This is a genomic window from Spongiactinospora sp. 9N601, from assembly GCF_044326295.1.
Lineage (GTDB): Bacteria > Actinomycetota > Actinomycetes > Streptosporangiales > Streptosporangiaceae > Spongiactinospora > Spongiactinospora gelatinilytica.
Window position 1 is genome coordinate 131,875 of the sequence record NZ_JBIRBB010000006.1, and the last position, 17,680, is coordinate 149,554.

The 17,680-nt window shown below is 70.9% G+C and carries 15 protein-coding genes and 1 tRNA gene; 12 read left to right on the forward strand and 4 right to left on the reverse strand.

All coding sequences use genetic code 11. The features are described 5' to 3' along the window. Positions 1-29 precede the first annotated feature (29 nt). The gene (locus ACH34R_RS15625; protein ID WP_397562133.1) at positions 30-1,058 is read left to right on the forward strand and encodes a chorismate-binding protein; all 1,029 of its coding nucleotides are present in this window, start codon (positions 30-32) and stop codon (positions 1,056-1,058) included. Next, positions 1,055-1,888, forward strand: a complete 834-nt coding sequence (locus tag ACH34R_RS15630; RefSeq protein ID WP_397562134.1) for an aminotransferase class IV — start codon at positions 1,055-1,057, stop codon at positions 1,886-1,888. The genes ACH34R_RS15625 and ACH34R_RS15630 overlap by 4 nt, the downstream gene beginning before the upstream one ends. Here ACH34R_RS15630 and ACH34R_RS15635 read toward each other — a convergent pair whose 3' ends face one another. Next, positions 1,889-3,307, reverse strand: coding sequence for an LVIVD repeat-containing protein (locus ACH34R_RS15635; protein WP_397562135.1), 1,419 nt, complete (start codon positions 3,305-3,307; stop codon positions 1,889-1,891). A 47-nt stretch (positions 3,308-3,354) separates the two neighbouring features. Between ACH34R_RS15635 and ACH34R_RS15640 the strand changes: the two genes are divergently transcribed. Then, positions 3,355-4,020, forward strand: a complete 666-nt coding sequence (locus ACH34R_RS15640; RefSeq protein WP_397562136.1) for a DUF305 domain-containing protein — start codon at positions 3,355-3,357, stop codon at positions 4,018-4,020. A 14-nt stretch (positions 4,021-4,034) separates the two neighbouring features. On the opposite strand, the gene ACH34R_RS15645 is transcribed toward ACH34R_RS15640, so the two are convergent. After that, positions 4,035-4,451: an SsgA family sporulation/cell division regulator gene (locus tag ACH34R_RS15645; RefSeq protein ID WP_111165163.1), complete on the reverse strand. Its 417-nt coding sequence runs from the start codon at positions 4,449-4,451 to the stop codon at positions 4,035-4,037. Between the two features lie 454 nt (positions 4,452-4,905). Here ACH34R_RS15645 and ACH34R_RS15650 point away from each other — a divergent pair. Further along, a tRNA-Val gene (locus ACH34R_RS15650) sits at positions 4,906-4,977 on the forward strand. 406 nt (positions 4,978-5,383) lie between these two features. On the opposite strand, the gene ACH34R_RS15655 is transcribed toward ACH34R_RS15650, so the two are convergent. After that, a complete protein-coding gene (locus ACH34R_RS15655; RefSeq protein WP_397562137.1) occupies positions 5,384-6,337 on the reverse strand; it encodes a PDR/VanB family oxidoreductase in 954 nt (317 codons plus the stop codon). A 12-nt stretch (positions 6,338-6,349) separates the two neighbouring features. Beyond that, positions 6,350-7,636 carry a Rieske 2Fe-2S domain-containing protein gene (locus ACH34R_RS15660; protein ID WP_397562138.1) on the reverse strand — a complete coding sequence of 429 codons (1,287 nt, stop codon included), beginning with the start codon at positions 7,634-7,636 and terminating at the stop codon, positions 6,350-6,352. A 287-nt stretch (positions 7,637-7,923) separates the two neighbouring features. Here ACH34R_RS15660 and ACH34R_RS15665 point away from each other — a divergent pair, with 287 nt between their 5' ends. From ACH34R_RS15665 to ACH34R_RS15700, 8 genes are all read left to right on the forward strand, one after another. After that, positions 7,924-8,736 carry an SDR family oxidoreductase gene (locus tag ACH34R_RS15665; protein WP_397562139.1) on the forward strand — a complete coding sequence of 271 codons (813 nt, stop codon included), beginning with the start codon at positions 7,924-7,926 and terminating at the stop codon, positions 8,734-8,736. A gap of 203 nt (positions 8,737-8,939) precedes the next feature. Then, positions 8,940-9,941, forward strand: a complete 1,002-nt coding sequence (locus ACH34R_RS15670) for an ABC transporter permease (protein WP_397562140.1) — start codon at positions 8,940-8,942, stop codon at positions 9,939-9,941. Positions 9,942-9,943: 2 nt separating this feature from the next. Beyond that, complete coding sequence (locus tag ACH34R_RS15675) at positions 9,944-10,867, forward strand: ABC transporter permease (protein WP_397562141.1); 924 nt, start codon at positions 9,944-9,946, stop codon at positions 10,865-10,867. After that, a complete protein-coding gene (locus ACH34R_RS15680) occupies positions 10,854-12,515 on the forward strand; it encodes a dipeptide ABC transporter ATP-binding protein (protein ID WP_397562142.1) in 1,662 nt (553 codons plus the stop codon). Before ACH34R_RS15675 ends, ACH34R_RS15680 begins: the two co-directional genes overlap by 14 nt. Positions 12,516-12,547: 32 nt before the next feature. Further along, positions 12,548-14,176 (forward strand): ABC transporter substrate-binding protein, encoded by a 1,629-nt coding sequence (locus ACH34R_RS15685; protein ID WP_397562143.1) that lies wholly within the window; start codon positions 12,548-12,550, stop codon positions 14,174-14,176. 25 nt (positions 14,177-14,201) lie between these two features. Next, positions 14,202-15,515, forward strand: a complete 1,314-nt coding sequence (locus ACH34R_RS15690; RefSeq protein WP_397562144.1) for an NtaA/DmoA family FMN-dependent monooxygenase — start codon at positions 14,202-14,204, stop codon at positions 15,513-15,515. Between the two features lie 40 nt (positions 15,516-15,555). Then, entirely contained in the window at positions 15,556-16,854 is a 1,299-nt protein-coding gene (locus ACH34R_RS15695) for an NtaA/DmoA family FMN-dependent monooxygenase (protein ID WP_397562145.1), read from the forward strand. Beyond that, on the forward strand, positions 16,851-17,678 hold the full coding sequence (locus tag ACH34R_RS15700) for a hypothetical protein (RefSeq protein WP_397562146.1): 828 nt from the start codon (positions 16,851-16,853) through the stop codon (positions 17,676-17,678). Before ACH34R_RS15695 ends, ACH34R_RS15700 begins: the two co-directional genes overlap by 4 nt. Positions 17,679-17,680 lie beyond the last annotated feature (2 nt).

A 17,680-nucleotide genomic window follows, 5' to 3' on the forward strand; every position in this document is an offset into this window, starting at 1 on the left:
ACATGTCGGGTTGGCGGGACAATTGCCTGGTGGATGGTTCCTTTGCCCACATAGGCGGACTTGTCGCGACGCGGCTGCGTGACGTCACCACCGACCTGTCCGCGCTGGACGGCGCCGGCTGGTGGGCCGTCGTGGTCACCTACGAGGGCAAGGTCACCTGCGCCCGGTTCGACGACGTACGGCCCGCCCCGCCGGCCCCCCGCCTGGCCGCCGGGCGCGAGCCCTGGCGGGGTCCCGAGCCCGGCGCATGGCGCAGTTCGCTCGACCAGGCGGCCTACGAGGCCGGGGTGGGGAAGATCCGCGCCTACATCGAGCAGGGCGAGGTCTACCAGGCCAACCTGTGCCGGGTGCTGTCCGCGCCGCTGCCCCGCGCCGGGCGCGATCCGCTCGCGCTGGCCGTACGCCTGGCGGAGGGCAACCCGGCCGCGCACGCCGCCACCATCGCGCTGCGCGGCCTGACCGTGGTCTCGGCCTCGCCCGAGCTGTACCTGTCGCGGGACGGCGACCTGATCGAGTCCGGCCCGATCAAGGGGACCGCCCGCACCCCCGAGGGCCTGCTGGACAAGGACCGCGCGGAGAACGTGATGATCGTCGATCTGGTGCGCAACGACCTCGGGCAGGTGGCCGAGGTGGGTTCGGTCACCGTGCCGGACCTGTGCCGGGTGGAGGAGTACCCCGGGCTGGTCCACCTGGTCTCCACGGTCCGCGCCCGGCTCGCCCCCGGGCAGGGCTGGTCCGAACTGTTCGCGGCGACCTTCCCGCCGGGCTCGGTGACCGGCGCGCCCAAGTCGTCCGCGCTGCGCATCATCAACGAACTGGAACCCGAGCCCCGCGGTCCGTACTGCGGCGCCGTGGGATGGGTCGACGCCGGCCGGCGGAAGGCGGTGCTGGCCGTCGGCATCCGCACCTTCTGGTTCGAGGACGACCAGATCCGGTTCGGCACCGGAGCCGGAATCACCTGGGGCTCTGACCCTCGGGGAGAATGGCGGGAGACCGAGTTGAAGGCGTCCAGGCTGATCGCCCTGGCGTCGTACCGCGAAACTGGAGGCGTCACATGACGACACCCGTATGGGTCAACGGCGAGCTGCTGGACCCGGCGCGGGCCACGATCTCGGTCTTCGACCACGGGCTGATGGTCGGCGACGGCGTGTTCGAGACCGTCAAGAGCGTGTACGGCCGGCCGTTCGCGCTCACCCGGCACCTCGACCGGCTCGCCCTGTCCGCGCGCCGCCTGGGCATCCCCGAGCCGGACACCGCCGCCGTCGCCGAGGGCGTGCGCGCCTGCCTGGCCGGTACCGCCGCGGGCTGGCCGCTGGCCCGCATCCGCATCACCCACACCAGCGGCAACGGCCCGCTCGGCTCCGACCGCGGTGACGACGGCCCGGCCACCGTGGTGATCGTCGCGGAGCAGCGCGCCTTTCCCGCCACCGCCGACGTCACCGTGGTGCCCTGGCCGCGTAACGAGCGCGGCGCGCTGACCGGCGTGAAGTCCACCTCCTACGGCGACAATGCCAAGGCACTGGCGTACGCCAAGGAGCGCGGCGGCGGCGAGGCGATCTTCGGCAACCTCGCCGGCGACCTCTGCGAGGGCACCGGCAGCAACGTGTTCGTCGTGACCGGCGGGCGGCTGATCACCCCGACCCTGGAGTCGGGCTGCCTGGCCGGGGTGACCCGCGCCCTGGTCCTCGCCTGGTTCGGCGGGGAGGAGGAGGACGTGCCGCTGCCGGCGCTCGCCGAGGCCGAGGAGGCGTTCCTGACCTCCACCACGCGCGACGTCCAGCCGATCCGCCTGGTGGACGGGGTGGCCCTGCCCGCCGTTCCCGGGCCGGTCACCACCAAGGTGATGGAGGTCTTCGCCGAGCGCTCCGCGGCCGACCTGGACCCGTGATCATTTCCCGTACGACCGCTGCGTCTGCACGTTGAACTCCTCCATCCGCACCCGCTTGGCCGGATCGGTCAGCGGATCGTCGATGTCGATGACGTCGAGCCCGTGCGTGATGTCGCTGGAGTAGATGTGGCCGTTGTAGTAGTACGCCGACCACGACCCGCCGAAGGAGTCGCCCTCCTTCAGCGGGCCGCGCTCGAAGAAGCCGATCTCCTTCGGCTTGCCGGAGTCGGTGAAGTCCCAGATCGACACCCCGCCCTGGTACCACGCCTGGACCATGATGTCCTTGCCCTCGACCGGGATCAGTGAGGCGTTGTGCGCGACGCAGTTCTCGCCCTTCGCCTGCTCGCGCGGCATCTTGAAGTAGGAGCGCAGGGTCAGCTTGCCGTCCTTGAGGTCGTAGATCGCGTTGCCGCCCTTGGTGACCGGGGTGGCGCCGTCGCAGGTGGCGGTGCCGCCGCCGCCCAGCTCGTCGGTGAACACGATCTTGGAGGCGTCGTCGCTGAAGGTCGCCGAGTGCCAGAGGGAGAAGTTCTTCTCGTCGCTGACCTGCTGTAGCACCTTGGGCCGCACCGGGTCGGCGATGTCCAGCAGTACGCCGTCGCCGAAGCAGGCCGCGGCGGCCAGGTCCTTCTCCGGGTAGGCGGTGATGTCGTGGCAGCCGCCGGCGACCATCTCGTCGCGCTTGTGACCTTTCTCGAAGACCATGGGCTCGGCGACGACCTTCGCGGACGTCGGCTCGGCCACCGGCACCTCCACGATCGAGATCGTCTCGTGCGGCGGCGCGCAGCTCTTGGAGTCGGGGATCGGCCCCGGCGAGGACACATAGAGGTAGACGGTCTTGCCGTCGTCGGACGGGATCGTGGTGTGCGTGTGCGAGCCGCAGGCGGTGGCGACGGAGGAGACGTACCGGGGCTTTGCCCGGTCCTTGATGTCGAAGATCCGGACGCCCTCCCAGCCCTCGTCCGGCTGGCCGGGGGCCTCCTCGCTGGCACAGGACTCGTCCGAGCGCGGCTCGTCGATCGACAGGAAGAGCAGGTCGCCGCTGACCGAGATGTCGTTCTGCCCGCCCGGGCAGACGACCTGGCTCACCGTGACGGGCTTGGCCGGGTCGCGGATGTCGTAGATCGTGAAGCCCTCGTAGTTGCCGACGAACACATGGTCGCCCTGGAACGCCAGGTCGGTCCCCCAGGACTCCTCGCCGTCGAACGGCTTGGCCGGCGGGACGTTCGTCAACAGCTTGACGTTGGCGCTGGTCCGCACCTCGCCCACGGCGAGCGCGCGGGTCCCGCCCTGGTCTGTGGCCGATGGCCGGGCTGAGCCGGGCTTCGCCGCCGGTCCTGGATCCGCCGTGCAGCCCGCCATCACCAGCAGTGCGGTCATCGCCGCGGCCGCCCGGCCCGCCGATCGCGCAGTGATCACAGTCTCCCCATCCGAAGTGCCGATGAACGTGCCCCAGTATGGAAGCTATGTCGGCGAGATGGGGAACTCAGCGGGTTTCGGCCGCCCTTGTACTGATATCGGTCCTCGCCGGATGCTCGGGCCGGCCGGCGGAGGAGCGTGGCGCGCCGCTGACCGCGGGCTCGGGTGCGCCGGTCATCGTCCCGGGCGAGCCGGGCGGAAGCGGCCGTACGGCGACGCCGGGGGAGCACCTGGGCGATTCCGGCGCGCGGACCTCCGCCGCCGACATCACGTTCGCCGAGTCGATGATCCCGCACCACCGCCAGGCCCTGGAGATGGCCGCGCTCGCCCCCGCGCGCTCGGCCGACCGCAGGCTGCTCGCGCTCGCCGAACGCGTGACCGTCGCCCAGGGGCCGGAGATCCGGGCGCTCGCGGGGTGGCTGCGGGGGGAGAGGCGGGCCGTGCCCGCGGGGCATGGGCACACCCGCGGCGGGATGTACGGCATGGCGACGCTGGAGCAGATGAACCGGCTGCGCGCGGCCAGGGGGACCGCCTTCGACCGGCTCTTCCTGCGGCTGATGATCACCCATCACCAGGGCGCGCTGACCATGGCACGCGCACAGCTCGACGGCGGGACCGACCGGCGCATGCGCCTGATGGCCCGCGATGTCATCTCCGGCCAGACTATCGAGATCAGCCGGATGCGCCGCCTGCTCGGCCCGGCGACGCCATGAGGATCAGGCGTTCGTCAGGAGCTCCACAGCATGTTGCTCAGCTCCGCGTCGAGGTTCATGAAGTCGGTCTCACGGCCGGCGGGGACCAGCTCGTAGGTCCGGTGCAGGAACTCGGTCAGGGGCGCGAGCGGCACTTCGAAGAGCGCCTGACCGAAGGGGGAGGTCAGGCTGATGTGCAGGGTGCGCTCGCCGTCGGAGCGCGCGGGCCACACCTGGACGTCGCCGTCTCCGACGCGCCGCACGATGCCCACGGTCAGCAACTCGCGGGCGAAGATCCACTCGACCGGCTCGTCGTTCCCCACATGGAAGGCCATCCGGATCGCATACGGGTCTTCGGCCGTGTAGCTGAGTCCAGCGAGCAGGGGGACGGTGGTACGGTCGGGGACCACTAGCCGAAGGCCCAGCTCGGCGGAGACGGTGGTGCTGTTCATCGTCAGCCAAACCTTTACGTCGTCGGGTCCCCTCATCGGGGCTTTCACTGCTCTGACGGGCTTCGTCGTGAGCTATGACGCGGAACGAAGAAACCTGTTGAAAAGATTCCGCCTCCGGGCCCTTCTGTAACGCACATCACAGCCCGACATTTAGGTCCCTACCTGGTCAAACATCGCCAACAGGCCCATGTTTACGAGGGTTTTGCGTGTCGCTCCGGCCCTCAGGCCCCTCCCGCGGGACCTCTCTGACGAAAGCCCCCCGCTTCGTTCGTATCGTGTCACTGTAGGTCAGCACGATGCTATGCCAACCACCCCTCCCCACGCGCCCGATCCGCGACCTTCCCGGCAACCCGCCTCCACCCGATCACCGTGCCCCGGGCGGGAACGGCTTCGCGGCCACCCCGCAAGTGCGGTATGGTTTTCCCGTCGGCCCCGCGAGGGAGCCGCACCACCTGGGCGATTAGCTCAGCGGGAGAGCGCTTCGTTCACACCGAAGAGGTCACTGGTTCGATCCCAGTATCGCCCACCCAGGTCCAAGCCCCAGAGGAAGATCAAGCTCTGGGGCTTTCGGTTTTCCGGGGGCATGGCCGCGCCGTTGATCGGGTGATGCTCTCCGACTTCGGAGTGAGGAACGTGTCACCGAAGCGAGCACGGTCAGTCCTCCTGGCCGTGAGCGCGTCACTGGCCGCCGGGTGTACGACCACGGCTTCCACCCCCACCCCTGCTCCGGTGGCCGCCGTGCCACCGGCGGAGGAGGTGGATGATGAGGGTTCATCGAGGTCTGTGTTCGTGAGAAGACCCGGCTGCGGGCGAACCACCGTCCCTGTGTCGAAGCGGACGCGCGTCAGGGTGGTGGACATCCGGTGCGACGACGACGAACAGGGGCGCACCGTCCACCGGAACAGGCGCTGGGAGCGTCGCTGCGCGTCGTTCTAGGTCAGGTCGAGTTCCAGGACGGGGGAGAAGGCGCGGGAGGAGCAGATGGTGAACAGCCCTTCGGCGCGTTCGTCGTCGGTGAGCACGTCGTCGCGGTGGTCGGGGTCGCCCGCCAGGACGCGAACGACGCACGTCCCGCAGATGCCCTGCTGACAGGAGAAGGGCGCATCGACGCCGTTCTCCAGCAGTACGTCGAGCACGCTGCGGTCCTCGGGGACGAGGTACTCGGCGCCCGTGGAGGCCAGGCGCACGGTGAAGGCGCCCGTGCCGTTACCGGCCGGTCCGGCGAGGGCCGGGGGGTCGCCGAACCGTTCCTTGTGCAAGGCCTGCTGTGGCCAGCCCAGCGTTTCGGCCGCGCGCAGCAGGTGGTCCATGAACCCGTCCGGGCCGCAGATGTAGACCGCCGTGTCCGGTCGCGGGTCGCCGAGGTCGCGGGCGAGGTCGAGCAGTTGGCCGGGGTCCTCGTCGTCGAAGTGGAAGGCGACCCGGGGGTCGCCCGCCAGCTCCCGCACGAATGCGGCGCGGGCACGGCTGCGGGCGCAGTAGTGCAGCCTGTACTCGGCGCGCTCGTGTTCGAGTTGCCGCACCATCGCCAGCAGGGGGGTGATCCCGATCCCGCCGGCGAACAGCAGGTGCCGGCGTGCCGTGACGAGGGGGAAGCGGTTGCGCGGCGCCGAGATCCGCAGCCGGTCGCCCACCTTGAGCGCGTGCATCGCCCGTGATCCACCGCGCGAGGCGGGCTCGTTCAGCACCGCCACCCGGTACGCCCCCTGCTCGGGCGGCCCGCACAGCGAGTACTGGCGGACCAGTCCCGAGCCGATCAGCACGTCGATGTGCGCCCCCGCCGTGTAGGCCGGGAACGCGGCCCCGGCCACCGGCGCGAGGTCGATCACCGCGATGTCCGGGGTCGCTGCGGAGCGGGAGACGACCGCCGCCTCCGTCCACGTCACGGCCATGTCCCCTCAGGCTCCGGCGGCGGGCACGGCAGTGGGCACGGCTGTGGGCACGGACAGCGTCTCCATGCCGGACCGGGTGCGCCGCGGCGGTACCTCGGTCAGGCTCACGCCCTGCGGGTCGCGGCCCGCCTCCACGTCGGCGACCATGGTCTTCAGCAGCCTGCGCAGCATCACGACCCCGCGGTCGGTGGTGGCCAGGGTCTCCTCCGAATGCAGCGTGATCGGGCCCTGCGACTCCTGCGCCTCGGCGTCTCCGGGGAATCGCTGGTGTTCTTCCTCGGTCAGTTCCCAGGCGTCCTTGCCGTTCTGCTTCACGCCGTAGAAGAACCGGTCGAAACGCTCGGGGTCGGTGGTGCGCAGCGAGAAGAACGACCGGTGGTGGGTGTCGTCGACCGGGACGACCCAGATCAGCATGTCGCCCGGTGCGTCGGGGACGAGTTTCACGAAGTCCGACAGCACGAGGATGTTCGGCAGATGCAGTTCCGCCCCCCATTCGCGTTCGGGCCGGACACCGTTCTCCTCTTTGTCCAGGAAACGAATGCGATATTTGGCCCCGTAATCGGTCCGCTCGTAGGTGAGCCGGTCGGCCACGGTGTAGGGATCGTAGAAGTCCTCAGGGAAGCCGGTGGTCCCGGTTCCGAGGAACTGGAAGCCGCTGTGCTGGGAGTGCAGCCAGTTGATGTGCGCCGGGTCGATCGCGTTCTCGTATATCTGGAGCCAGTTGAAGTCCTGTACCAGGCCGGTGACGTTCATGCCGGGGACCGGCCACTCGGCGTAGTACTTCTCGCCCTCCTCCTGCGGTTCCAGAATGTCGTAACGGGGAAGGACCGGCTTTCGCTCCGGCGGTCCCATGTAGACGAACACCAGGCCGTACCGCTCCTCGACCGGGTACCACGGCTGGCGCGCCGCGCCGAGCCGGCGGCCCCTGCCGGGTTCGCCGGCCTGCTCCAGGCAGTGCCCCTGCACGTCGAACTTCCAGCCGTGGTAGCAGCACCGGATGCCGTCCTCCTCGACCCGGCCGTAGTACAGGCTGGCGCCTCGGTGGGCGCAGCGCTCGAACACCACGCCGGGGCGGCCCCGGCCGTCACGGAAGACGATCAGGTCCTCGCCCAGGATCCGCGTCCGGTGCGGTACGTCGGAGGTGAGGGCCGCCGACGTGGCGATCGGCTGCCAGTACCGCCGCAGCGCCTCGCCCATCGGGGTGCCAGGGCCGGTCTCGGTCAGCCGCGCATCGTACGACGGCGCCTTGCGGCCGTAACCGGTGCCGGTGTCCACAACTGATTGCTCGGTCATCTCGATCTCCTCGGCGGGGCCTTGTTCATTCGCTTCCGTAATTCGCGTGCGAATTCCGCGTGCGGGCGCGCGGGAAACCGGCCGCGGTGGTGCCGGGGCCGGGTGAATTGAATGGGGCGGGCATTGTGCCGGTGAATGGCAATATCCACTTTGCAACCGGTGCGGCGCCGCGGCAAGGGTTCGCCGCGGGACCTGTGGGAGAGCCACAGGGACAGCGGCGGCCTTCCGGCCCTAGCTTGACAGAACAGGTTTTCTGCGGGTCGCGCGGACGGCAACCGGGAGGACATATGGAAGCACTTCGGCAGGTGGCGTTGATCAGTGGAGCGAGCCGGGGCATCGGCGCGGCGACCGCGCGGGAAATGGCGCGGCGCGGTTATCACGTGGTCGTGAACTATCGGCGGGACGCGGCGGCGGCGCACCGGGTGGTCGGTGAGATCGAAACCGCCGGTGGGTCGGCGGAGGCGCTACAGGCCGACGTGTGCGACGCCGGCCAGTCCGCTGAGATGGTCCGGCGGATACACGCCGACCACGGCCACATCGATGTGCTCATCTGCAACGCCAACACCGTCAACCCGCCGTTCGAGCCGCTGCTTTCGGTGCCCTGGGAGGCGTTCATCGGGAAGGTCACCGGGGAACTGGCCGGAGCCTTCTTCCTCACCAGGTACGTGCTCCCCGCGATGCAGCGGCGGCGGGCCGGCCGGATCGTCTACATTTCGAGCACGGCCGCCGACTTCGTCGGCAGCGTCGCGGCGCACTCGATCGCCAAGGCGGCGCTGAACACCTACAGCCGCCATGTGGCCGCGCAGGCCGCGCAGCACGGGATCGTGGTCAACACGGTCGCGTTCGGGACCGTGCGGACCGACGCGACCGCGGGCGTGCTCAACGGCGATCTGCGGAAGCTGACGGAGGAGCGTTCGGTCCTCGGCCGGGTGATGGACGCCGAGGACGCCGCCAGGAGCGTGGCGGCGGTGGCCGACGACGGTTTCGGCGTGACGGTGGGCCAGGTGATCCGGGTGGACAGCGGCTTCGGCGTCCTGGACCACCAGCTGCACGTGATGACGAAGCACTTCCAGCGGGGCGATGAGGGGACTTCGGCCTGATCTGAGTCGCCGGTCGCGGCGCCTGGGCGGCCGATCGGTCCGAAGGTCGTCTCCGCCTTGACAAGCCTGTGCCGGGTGGTCACCATTAACGCCTAGGACCGATCGGTCCAGCCGGTCGGCGCGCCTGGGCACTCTGCCGTCCATATTTCCTACTAAACCTGTCAGCTATCCCGGAATTTCGAGTGGACGAGAGGGGCGAGGCGATGCCGGACACCGGAACGCGGGCCCATCCCCGCGGTCGGCTCGGCCCACGCCATGCGGGCGGGCGGGCCCGCTACGTCGTCCGTCGTGTCCAGTACGCGGTGTTCGTGGTGTGGGCCGCGTACACGATCACCTGGCTGCTGCTCTACCTCATGCCGAGCAACGCGGCCGAGGTCATGCTCCGCAGCATCAGCGGCGGTGATTCGGCCGCGGACCGCGCGGCCGTCGCCGCGCTGGAGCACCGCTACGGACTCGACCGTCCCCCGCTGGAGCAGTACCTGACCCTGCTGTTCCGGGCGGTCAGGGGCGACTTCGGGACCTCGACCGCCACCGGGCGGCCGGTCATCGAGGTGATCGGCCAGGCCCTGCCGAGCACGCTCCAGCTCGGGCTGGCCGGGCTGGTGCTCGGCACGCTGCTCGGCGTCGGCATCGCGCTGGCCGCCAACGCCGTCCGGGCCGCCTTCCTGCGCAACCTGCTGTTCTCGCTGCCCCCGCTGTTCGCGTCCCTGCCCGCCTTCTTCGTCGGCCTGCTGCTGGTGCAGTTCCTCGCCTTCTGGCTGCGCATCCTGCCCGCGGCCGGGACCGGCAGCGTCGCCCACCTCGTTCTCCCGGCGATCACGCTCGCGATCCCCGCGGCTGCGGGGATCGCCCAGGTCACCGCCAAGAGCCTGGCCGTCAACCTGCGCTCGCCCTACGCCGACCACCTGCGCGCCAAGGGAGTGCCGCACCGGCGGATCCTGCTCGCGCACGCCTTCCGCAACGCGGTCATCCCCGCGACCACCCTGCTCGGGCTGTCGATCGGGGGCATCCTGGCCGGCGCGGTCGTGGTCGAGACCGTCTTCTCCCGCCAGGGGCTCGGCCGGCTGATGCAGAGTTCGGTGTCCCTCCAGGACATCCCCGTGGTGCAGGGCGTCGTCGTCTTCTCCGCCGTGCTCTACGCGGTGGCCAACCTCCTGGTCGATCTGATCTATCCCAAGATCGATCCGCGGATCTCGATCGGCTGACCATGTCACAAAGATCCATCGCCGAGGCACCCGGCGAACCTCGCACCTCCGACCTGCCGTCCCGCCGCACGGCCGCCACCACGTGGCTGCGCCGCGCCCGGGCCCGGGGCCTGCTCGCACAACTGTCACAGCCGAGCCTGCTGCTGGCGGTGGTCGTACTCGCCGCGGTGTTCCTGGCGGCCTTCCTGCCCGCGGCGTTCACACCGCACGACCCCTACGTCAGGGACCTGGCCGACCGGCTCGCGGCGCCCTCGCCGGAGCATCCGTTCGGCACCGACAACCTCGGGCGGGACCTGCTGGCGCGGTTCGTGTACGGGAGCCGGACGACGCTCCTCGCGGCGACCCTGGCGCTCGCCATCGGCTTCGCCGTCAGCGCGGTCATCGGGCTGCTCGCCGGCTACCTGGGCGGCGTCGTCGACCAGATCGTCGGCCGGCTGATCGACATCTTCCTCGCCGTTCCCGGGCTGCTGATCGCGTTGATGCTGGTCACCAGCCTCGGTTTCGGCACCACCAACATCGCGGTCGCGGTCGGCGTCGGCTCGATCGCGACGTTCACCCGGGTGCTGCGCGCCGAAGTGCTGCGCGTGCGGCGATCCGACTTCGTCACGGCCGCCGTGCACTGCGGCGTGCGCTGGCCCGCCGTGCTGCGCCGGCACGTCCTGCCGCACGCCATCGGGCCGGTGATCGCGCTGGCCGCGCTGGAGTTCGGTACGGCGCTGCTGTCGATATCGGCCCTGAGCTTTCTCGGTTTCGGCGCCCCGCCACCGACGCCGGAGTGGGGGGCGCTCGTCGCGGACGGCCGGACCTACCTCGCCTACGCCTGGTGGCTGACCACCTTGCCGGGTCTGGCGATCGTGCTGGTGGTGGTCTCGGCGAACCGGGTCGGCAGGTTCGTGGAGGGGGTTCGCGGCCATGGCCACGCATAGCGCAGCGGGCGACATCGTTCTCGACGTCGATGACCTGCACGTCTCCTACGCACGCTCACGGGATCTGATCCAGGCGGTGCGGGGGGTGTCGTTCCAGGTGCGCCGTGGCGAGCGGGTCGCGGTGATCGGCGAGTCCGGCGCGGGGAAGTCGACGATCGCCGCCACCCTGCTCGGCCTGCTGCCCGGCAACGCGGTGATCGGCCCGGGGACGGCCCGCTTCGGCGACCTGGACCTGACCGCCATCCGCAGTGAGCGGGTGTGGAACCGCATCCGAGGCGGGGCCATCGCGCTCATTCCCCAGGACCCGAACATCGCGCTCGACCCGGTCAAGCGGATCGGGTACCAGATCGACGAGACCGTGCGGCTGCACGGTCGCCCGGCCGTCCGGCGCGAGCCGCGCCCCCGGTCGATCGAACTGCTCGGCCAGGCCGGCCTGCCGGACGCCGACCGCGTCTACGACGCGTTCCCGCACCAGCTCAGCGGCGGCCAGCGGCAGCGGGTCCTGATCGCCATCGCGCTCGGCGGCGAACCGGAGCTGATCATCGCCGACGAGCCCACCTCGGGGCTGGACGTCACGGTGCAGAAACCGATCCTCGACCTGCTCGACGACCTCGCGAGCACCCGGGGGCTGTCGGTCATCCTCATCACCCATGACCTGGCGGTGGCCGGTCAGCGCACCGACTCCGTCGTGGTGCTCCAGGACGGGCGCGCGGTCGAACGCGGCCCGACCGCCGAAGTGCTCACCGCTCCCACACACCCCTACACGAGACGGCTGTCCGAGGCGGTGCCCGGGCGCGTCGCCGACCGGCCGGCCGCGACCTCCCCGCGCCCGGCGCGGGATCGGCCGGGCGCGGAGTACCTGGTCTCGGTGCGGGGACTGGACAAGAGCTACGTGAGCCACGGCGCGCGATCGGGACGGACCGTGCAGCACGCGGTCCGCGATGTCAGCTTCGCGATCGCCGAGGGGACCACGTACGGCCTGGTCGGGGAATCGGGCTCGGGCAAGTCCACGATCGCCCGGATCGTCGCCGGGATCGACCGGCCCGACGGGGGCGTGATCGCCTACCGGGGCCGCGACGTCCTGCCCGCGAGCCGGGCCGAGCGCCGCCGGTTGAACCGGGCCGTCCAGTACGTCTTCCAGAACCCCTACTCCTCCCTCGACCCGAGGCTCGACGTGGCCGCCACCGTCACCGAGCCGCTGCACGGATTCAAGGTGGGAGCCAGGAGCGAGCGCCTCGACCGCGCGGCGGAAGCCCTGGCCGCCGTCGGGCTGGACGCCGGCTTCCTGCGCCGCAAGCCGGGCGAACTGTCCGGCGGCCAGCGCCAGCGGGTGGCGCTGGCACGCGCGGTCGCACTGCGGCCGGAGCTGATCGTGCTGGACGAACCGACCTCGGCGCTCGACGTGTCCGTGCAGGCTCAGGTCCTCCAACTGCTGGTGAACCTCCAGCACGAGTTCGGCCTCACCTACCTGTTCATCTCGCACGACCTCGGTGTCATCCGCCGGCTCGCGGACCGGGTCGGCGTGCTGGACGGCGGCGCGCTCGTCGAGGAGGCGCCCGTCGAGCAGATCTTCACGAGCCCGCGGCAGGACTACACCCGGCGACTGATCGACGCGATACCCCGGTCCACGCCGGACCGTGTCAGGTGAGCCTTCGGCACACCGGAAAGAGAACGCGACACATGGCACTTCCCACACGAGGTAGTACACGGCTGTTAAGCGGCGCCCTCCTGGCCGCCCTCGCCCTCAGCGGCTGCACGGCGGCGGATGCCGATCCGAACGCGTCGCCCGGGCAGCGGAAGGAGGGCGGCACACTGGTCTTCTACGCGGCGCCGAACCCGGCCTTCGACCCCCGCCAGTCCTACGGCTGGCTCAACCGGGCGCTGAGCGACTCGCTCCTGGACAAGGACCCCGCCACCGGGAAGTTCTATCCCTGGCTCGCCCGCAAGTGGAAGCACAACTCCGACCAGACGGAGTTCACCTTCCACCTGCGGACCGACGCCTCCTTCTCGGACGGCGTGCGGGTCAACGCCGCGGCGGTCAAGGCCAACTTCGACGGGGTGCGAAAGGACCTCGCCGCCGGGGGCGGCTGGTACGTGCGGGGCCAGTTCGAGCACTACGTCGAGACCAAGGTCGTGGACGAGTACACCGTCGTGGTGCGGTTCGCCAAGCCGAACCCCTCGTTCCTCACCACGGCCGCCACCAGCCAACTGGCCATGCTCTCGCCCAAGTCGTTCGCGATCCCGCTGGAGAAGCGCAGAACCGACTTCGTGGCCAGCGGGCCGTTCGTGGTCGAGAAGTACGTGCCCGACGAGCGCCTGGTCCTCAAGCGCCGGCAGGACTACACCTGGAATTCGGCGCTCGCCGAGCACCGGGGCAGGGCCGCCTTCGAGACGATCGACGTCCGGCTCGTCGCAGAACCAGGCGTACGCGAAGGCGCGCTGGCCAGCGGTGAGGCCCAGATCGCCGAGACGCCGACGGTGGAAGGCTCGGCGCTGCTGGAACAGCAGGGCAACAAGCTCTACTGGAACGCCACGGTCGGCATCCCGTACTCCCTCCAGCCGAACTTCACCAAGCCCCTGGCCCGGGACATCGCCGTACGGCGGGCGCTGCTCAAGGCCATCGACCGCCAGGAGCTCTCCGCGTCCGTCACCGGTAAGGTCGCGCCCCCGGCGACCAGCGTGATCACCCGGACGCTGAACGGCTACCAGGACTTCAGCGCGCTGCTGCAACACGATCCGGCCGGCGCGCGGAAGATCCTCGACGACGCGGGCTGGGCGGCCGGCGCCGACGGCGTCCGGCTGAAGGACGGCCGGCGGCTGCATCTGGTGATCACCGGCGCGGCGGAGGACAAGACGATCCAGGACGCGATGGTGCTGATCAAGGACCAGGCCAGGGCGGTCGGCATCGAGATCACGATCAAGCCCGAGACCGGGATCGGCCCGACCTGGTGGCAGTCCGGCGCCGACCTCTGGTTCTCGGGCAACCGGAGCGCCGAAGCGGACGTCCTGCGCAAGATGTACCAGAACGCCGGGACCAAGGCGCAACCGTGGCTGTATGAGAAAAGCTCCGAGGTGAGCCCGCACGGGCAACGGCTCGAAGAGGTCCTTCAGCGCCAGGCCGTCGAGGTGGACGCGGCCGAACGCGACGAACTTCTCGCCGAGGCACAGAAGATCCTCATCGAGGACGCGATCTGCATCCCCCTGGTCGAGCACGCTTCCGGCTTCGTGGCGGCGGCGCCGCAGGTGCGCGGCCTGCGCCTGGACGGCCTTTCCAACCTCGTCGTCTACGACGCCTGGCTCGACGCCTAGGGCCCCGACTCACCACGGGAGAACCATGAGCAAGAGACACGACCGACACGTTCACCTGGGACTTTGGCTCACCTTCCTGGACGCCGCCGCCTGGCGCGACCCGGCCAGCAGGGCCGAGGAGCTGAACACCCTCGCGCCCTACGTCGAGGTGGCCGAGATCGGCGAGCGGGCGAAGTTCGACGCGCTGATCCGCGGCGACGGGCTCGGCCTGCCGTTGCCCGCCCCGGACCAGGCGTTCGCCGGCTCCCTGGAAATCCTGACGCTGCTGGCCGCGCTGGCGGCGCGGACCGAGAAGATCGGCCTGATCGGGACGGCCTCCACCACCTTCTCCGAGCCCTACAACCTCGCCAGGACCCTGGCCACGCTGGACCATCTCAGCAACGGGCGCGTCGGCTGGAACATCGTCACGTCCGTGGCGGGCGAGGAGCAGTTCGGGTACGACGAGATCCCCGGGCACGATGCGCGGTACGAGCGCGCCGACGAGTTCATCGAGGTCGTCTCCAAGCTGTGGGCGAGCTGGGAGCCCGACGCGGTGCTCATCGACCGCGAGAACGGGGTCTTCTTCGACCCTGACAAGATCAACCGGATCGACCACCAGGGCAAGCACTTCCGCGTCGCGGGCCCGCTCAACATCGCCCGCCCGCCGCAGGGCCGGCCCGTGCTGGTCCAGGCCGGCGACTCCGAGACCGGCCGGAACTTCGCCGCCAGGCACGCCGAGGTCGTGTTCACCGCGCAACACGACATCGCCAAGGCGCAGGCGTTCTACACCGATGTGAAGGCGCGCGTCCGGCGGCAGGGGCGGGACGAGACCCGTGTCAGCATCCTGCCGGGACTCGTGGTCACGATCGGCGCGACCGAGGCCGAGGCCCGCGAACTCCACGAGCGCTTCCTCGGCCAGATCGACTACGAGCGGACCCGCCGGAGCCTGGAGAGCCTGCTCGGCGGAGTCGATCTGTCCGATCTCGAACTGGACGAGCGGGTACCGGAAGAGCGGCTGCCGCAGGCCGCCGCGCTGACCCGCCAGCCGGGTCGCGCGCAGATCTTCCTCGACCTGGCCAGGGAGGAGGGCGCCACCCTGCGCCGGCTGCTCCAGGCCCTGGGCACGGCGCACGGCCACGGCCGGGTCTTCGGCACCCCCGAACAGGTCGCCGGCCACATTGAGCGGTGGGCCGAGGCCGGGGCGGCCGACGGATTCGCCATCTCGCCCGCCCAGGGGCTCGCCGGGGCGCGGGCCCTCGCTGACGAGGTGGTGCCGATCCTGCAAGACCGCGGACTGTTCCGCCGGGAGTACACCGGCGGCACGCTCCGGGACCACCTCGGCCTCACGCCGGCGCGGTGAGCGGAACGGCCGGCGTCGTGCGCGCAACGAAGGGAAGCAGATGACCGACGATGGCAGGCGACTGTTCCTCGCCTACAACCTGCGCAGCTACGGCGTCTCACCACGGGCGTGGCTGTCGCCGGGGCTGACCGGCAGGGAGATCTTCACCGCCGAGTACTGGTCGCGCACCGCCAGGCTCGCCGAACGAGGTCTGTTCGACGCGGTCTTCTCCGGGGACTCCGCGCAGTTCCTCGGATTCAACCGGATCGACCTCGACGGGCTGGACCGGTTCGTCCAATGGGCCTCGGTGGTGCCCGACACCGAGCGGATCGGCGTCATCGTCACCGCCTCGACCACCTACAACGACCCCTACCGGCTCGCCGAGCGGCTGCTGTCCCTGGACCATCTGTCGGCGGGCCGGGTCTCGTGGAACCTCGTCACGACCTTCGCCGAGGACGCGGCGGCCAACTTCGGCCTCGCCCGGCACCCCGAGCGCGGGCTGCGCTACCGGCGCGCCGAGGACTTCGCGGAGGTCGTCGTCCGGCTCTGGGACTCGGCCGGCGACGGCCCGGAGGTGGCGCACCACAGCGGCCACTTCACCGTCTCCGGACGTCTGCCGCTGCCCCGCTCCCCGCAGGGACGGCCGCCCATCATCCGCGCCAGCTCGTCGAGCGAGGGGCGGGGGCTGGCCGGGCGCCTGGCGAGCGCGGTCTTCGACTCGGCGCTCACGATCGAGGAGGCCCAGGCGAGGTACCGGATGGTGAAGTCCGACGCGCGGGACGCCGGCCGCCGCCCCGCCGACCTCGCCTACCTCCCCGGCGTGCGGATCGTGCTCGGGAGCACCAGCGCGGAGGCGCGGGCCCGGGTGGACGAGCTGTTCACCGAGGATCCGATCACCCGCACCCAGCACGAGGTCTGGTTCGGCGGCCTGATCGGCGTGCCGGTGGCCGATCTGGACCAGGAAAGGCCGATCTCGCCGGCGGTGCTGGAGGCGGCCATCGCCGCGGCGGAGGCCGGCCGGGACCACCTGCGGGCCTCCACGCTCGCGGTGCTGGCCGAGACCCCGCGGCTCCCGCTTTCCGAGCACCTGCGGCGCACCCGGTACCTGAGCGGCGGCCACGGCACCTTCGTCGGGGCGCCGGAGCAACTGGCGGACCGGATGGAGCACTGGTTCCGCTCGTACGCCGCCGACGGCTTCGTGATCGCGCCCGATCTCGTCACCGAGACGCTGCCGATCCTGGTCGATGAGGTGGTCCCGCTGCTCCAGGAGCGTGGCATCTACAAGCGCGAGTACGCGTCATCGACGCTGGCGGGGCACCTGCGGGCGGCGAGCGGTCAGGTCGGCGAGGTGGCGGCATGAGCGCCGGATGGCGGTCCATCGCGGTGTCGGACCGGCTGGCCCGGCGCCTGCTCACCGAGGCCAGCCTGGCCGATCTCCTCGACCGCGCCGGGCTCGACGCGGTGGTCCTGGGCCTGGAACGACTCGACCCGCGCTCGCCGGAGGAGCACCATCTGGACCCGGCCTCGCTGGCCGCCGTCCTGGCGCGGCGGATTCCGGGCACCCGGCTGCTGATCGCCGCGGCGAATCACCGCGAGCACCCCTGGAACCTCGCCCGGGCCGTGGCCAGCCTCCAGACCATCCTGCCCGCGGGCAGCGGGCTCGTGCTGGGCTCGCGGGACCTCACCGTGGCCGGCGGGCGGCCCGGCGCGCTGGCCTGGGACGTCAGGGACCTGGCCAAACCCGTCGACATCGGCCCGGAGGCGACCGTGGAGACGGGGGTGGTGTCGCGGAAACTGTGGGACGGCTATCCCTATGACGCGATCATCGCCGATCCGGCCGCGTACATCGACCTGGAACGCGTCCACGCCAGCGACCACCACGGCATCTACGACGTGGCCGGCCCGCTGCCGGTACCGACCCGGGGCCGTCCGCTGCTGTCCCTGTTCGTCCCCGACGGCGTGCCGGCCGACGTCCCGTCCGCCTTCGACTCCGTCACGGTGCCCCTGGAAGTGGCAGGCGAGATCGGGGCCGACGCGTACGGCGGCCGGCCGCTGATCGCGTACGTCAGGGACCCCGGCGACCTCGTCCGCGCGGGGGGCGACGGGCGGTGGCGGGGCGTACAGGCCCTCGCCACCGACGATCGCACGCTGCTCGCCGCGCTCGCCGTACTCGGGCGCGGCTGACC

Excerpts from the sequence above, each read along its gene's own strand:
- ACH34R_RS15690 (WP_397562144.1), top strand. The coding sequence starts at position 14,202 with ATGAGCAAGAGACACGACCGACACGTTCACCTGGGACTTTGGCTCACC.
- ACH34R_RS15695 (WP_397562145.1), top strand. The coding sequence starts at position 15,556 with ATGACCGACGATGGCAGGCGACTGTTCCTCGCCTACAACCTGCGCAGC.
- ACH34R_RS15685 (WP_397562143.1), top strand. The coding sequence starts at position 12,548 with ATGGCACTTCCCACACGAGGTAGTACACGGCTGTTAAGCGGCGCCCTC.
- ACH34R_RS15660 (WP_397562138.1), bottom strand. The coding sequence starts at position 7,636 with ATGACCGAGCAATCAGTTGTGGACACCGGCACCGGTTACGGCCGCAAG.
- ACH34R_RS15665 (WP_397562139.1), top strand. The coding sequence starts at position 7,924 with ATGGAAGCACTTCGGCAGGTGGCGTTGATCAGTGGAGCGAGCCGGGGC.
- ACH34R_RS15670 (WP_397562140.1), top strand. The coding sequence starts at position 8,940 with ATGCCGGACACCGGAACGCGGGCCCATCCCCGCGGTCGGCTCGGCCCA.
- ACH34R_RS15700 (WP_397562146.1), top strand. The coding sequence starts at position 16,851 with ATGAGCGCCGGATGGCGGTCCATCGCGGTGTCGGACCGGCTGGCCCGG.
- ACH34R_RS15645 (WP_111165163.1), bottom strand. The coding sequence starts at position 4,451 with ATGAACAGCACCACCGTCTCCGCCGAGCTGGGCCTTCGGCTAGTGGTC.
- ACH34R_RS15630 (WP_397562134.1), top strand. The coding sequence starts at position 1,055 with ATGACGACACCCGTATGGGTCAACGGCGAGCTGCTGGACCCGGCGCGG.
- ACH34R_RS15680 (WP_397562142.1), top strand. The coding sequence starts at position 10,854 with ATGGCCACGCATAGCGCAGCGGGCGACATCGTTCTCGACGTCGATGAC.
- ACH34R_RS15675 (WP_397562141.1), top strand. The coding sequence starts at position 9,944 with ATGTCACAAAGATCCATCGCCGAGGCACCCGGCGAACCTCGCACCTCC.
- ACH34R_RS15640 (WP_397562136.1), top strand. The coding sequence starts at position 3,355 with ATGTCGGCGAGATGGGGAACTCAGCGGGTTTCGGCCGCCCTTGTACTG.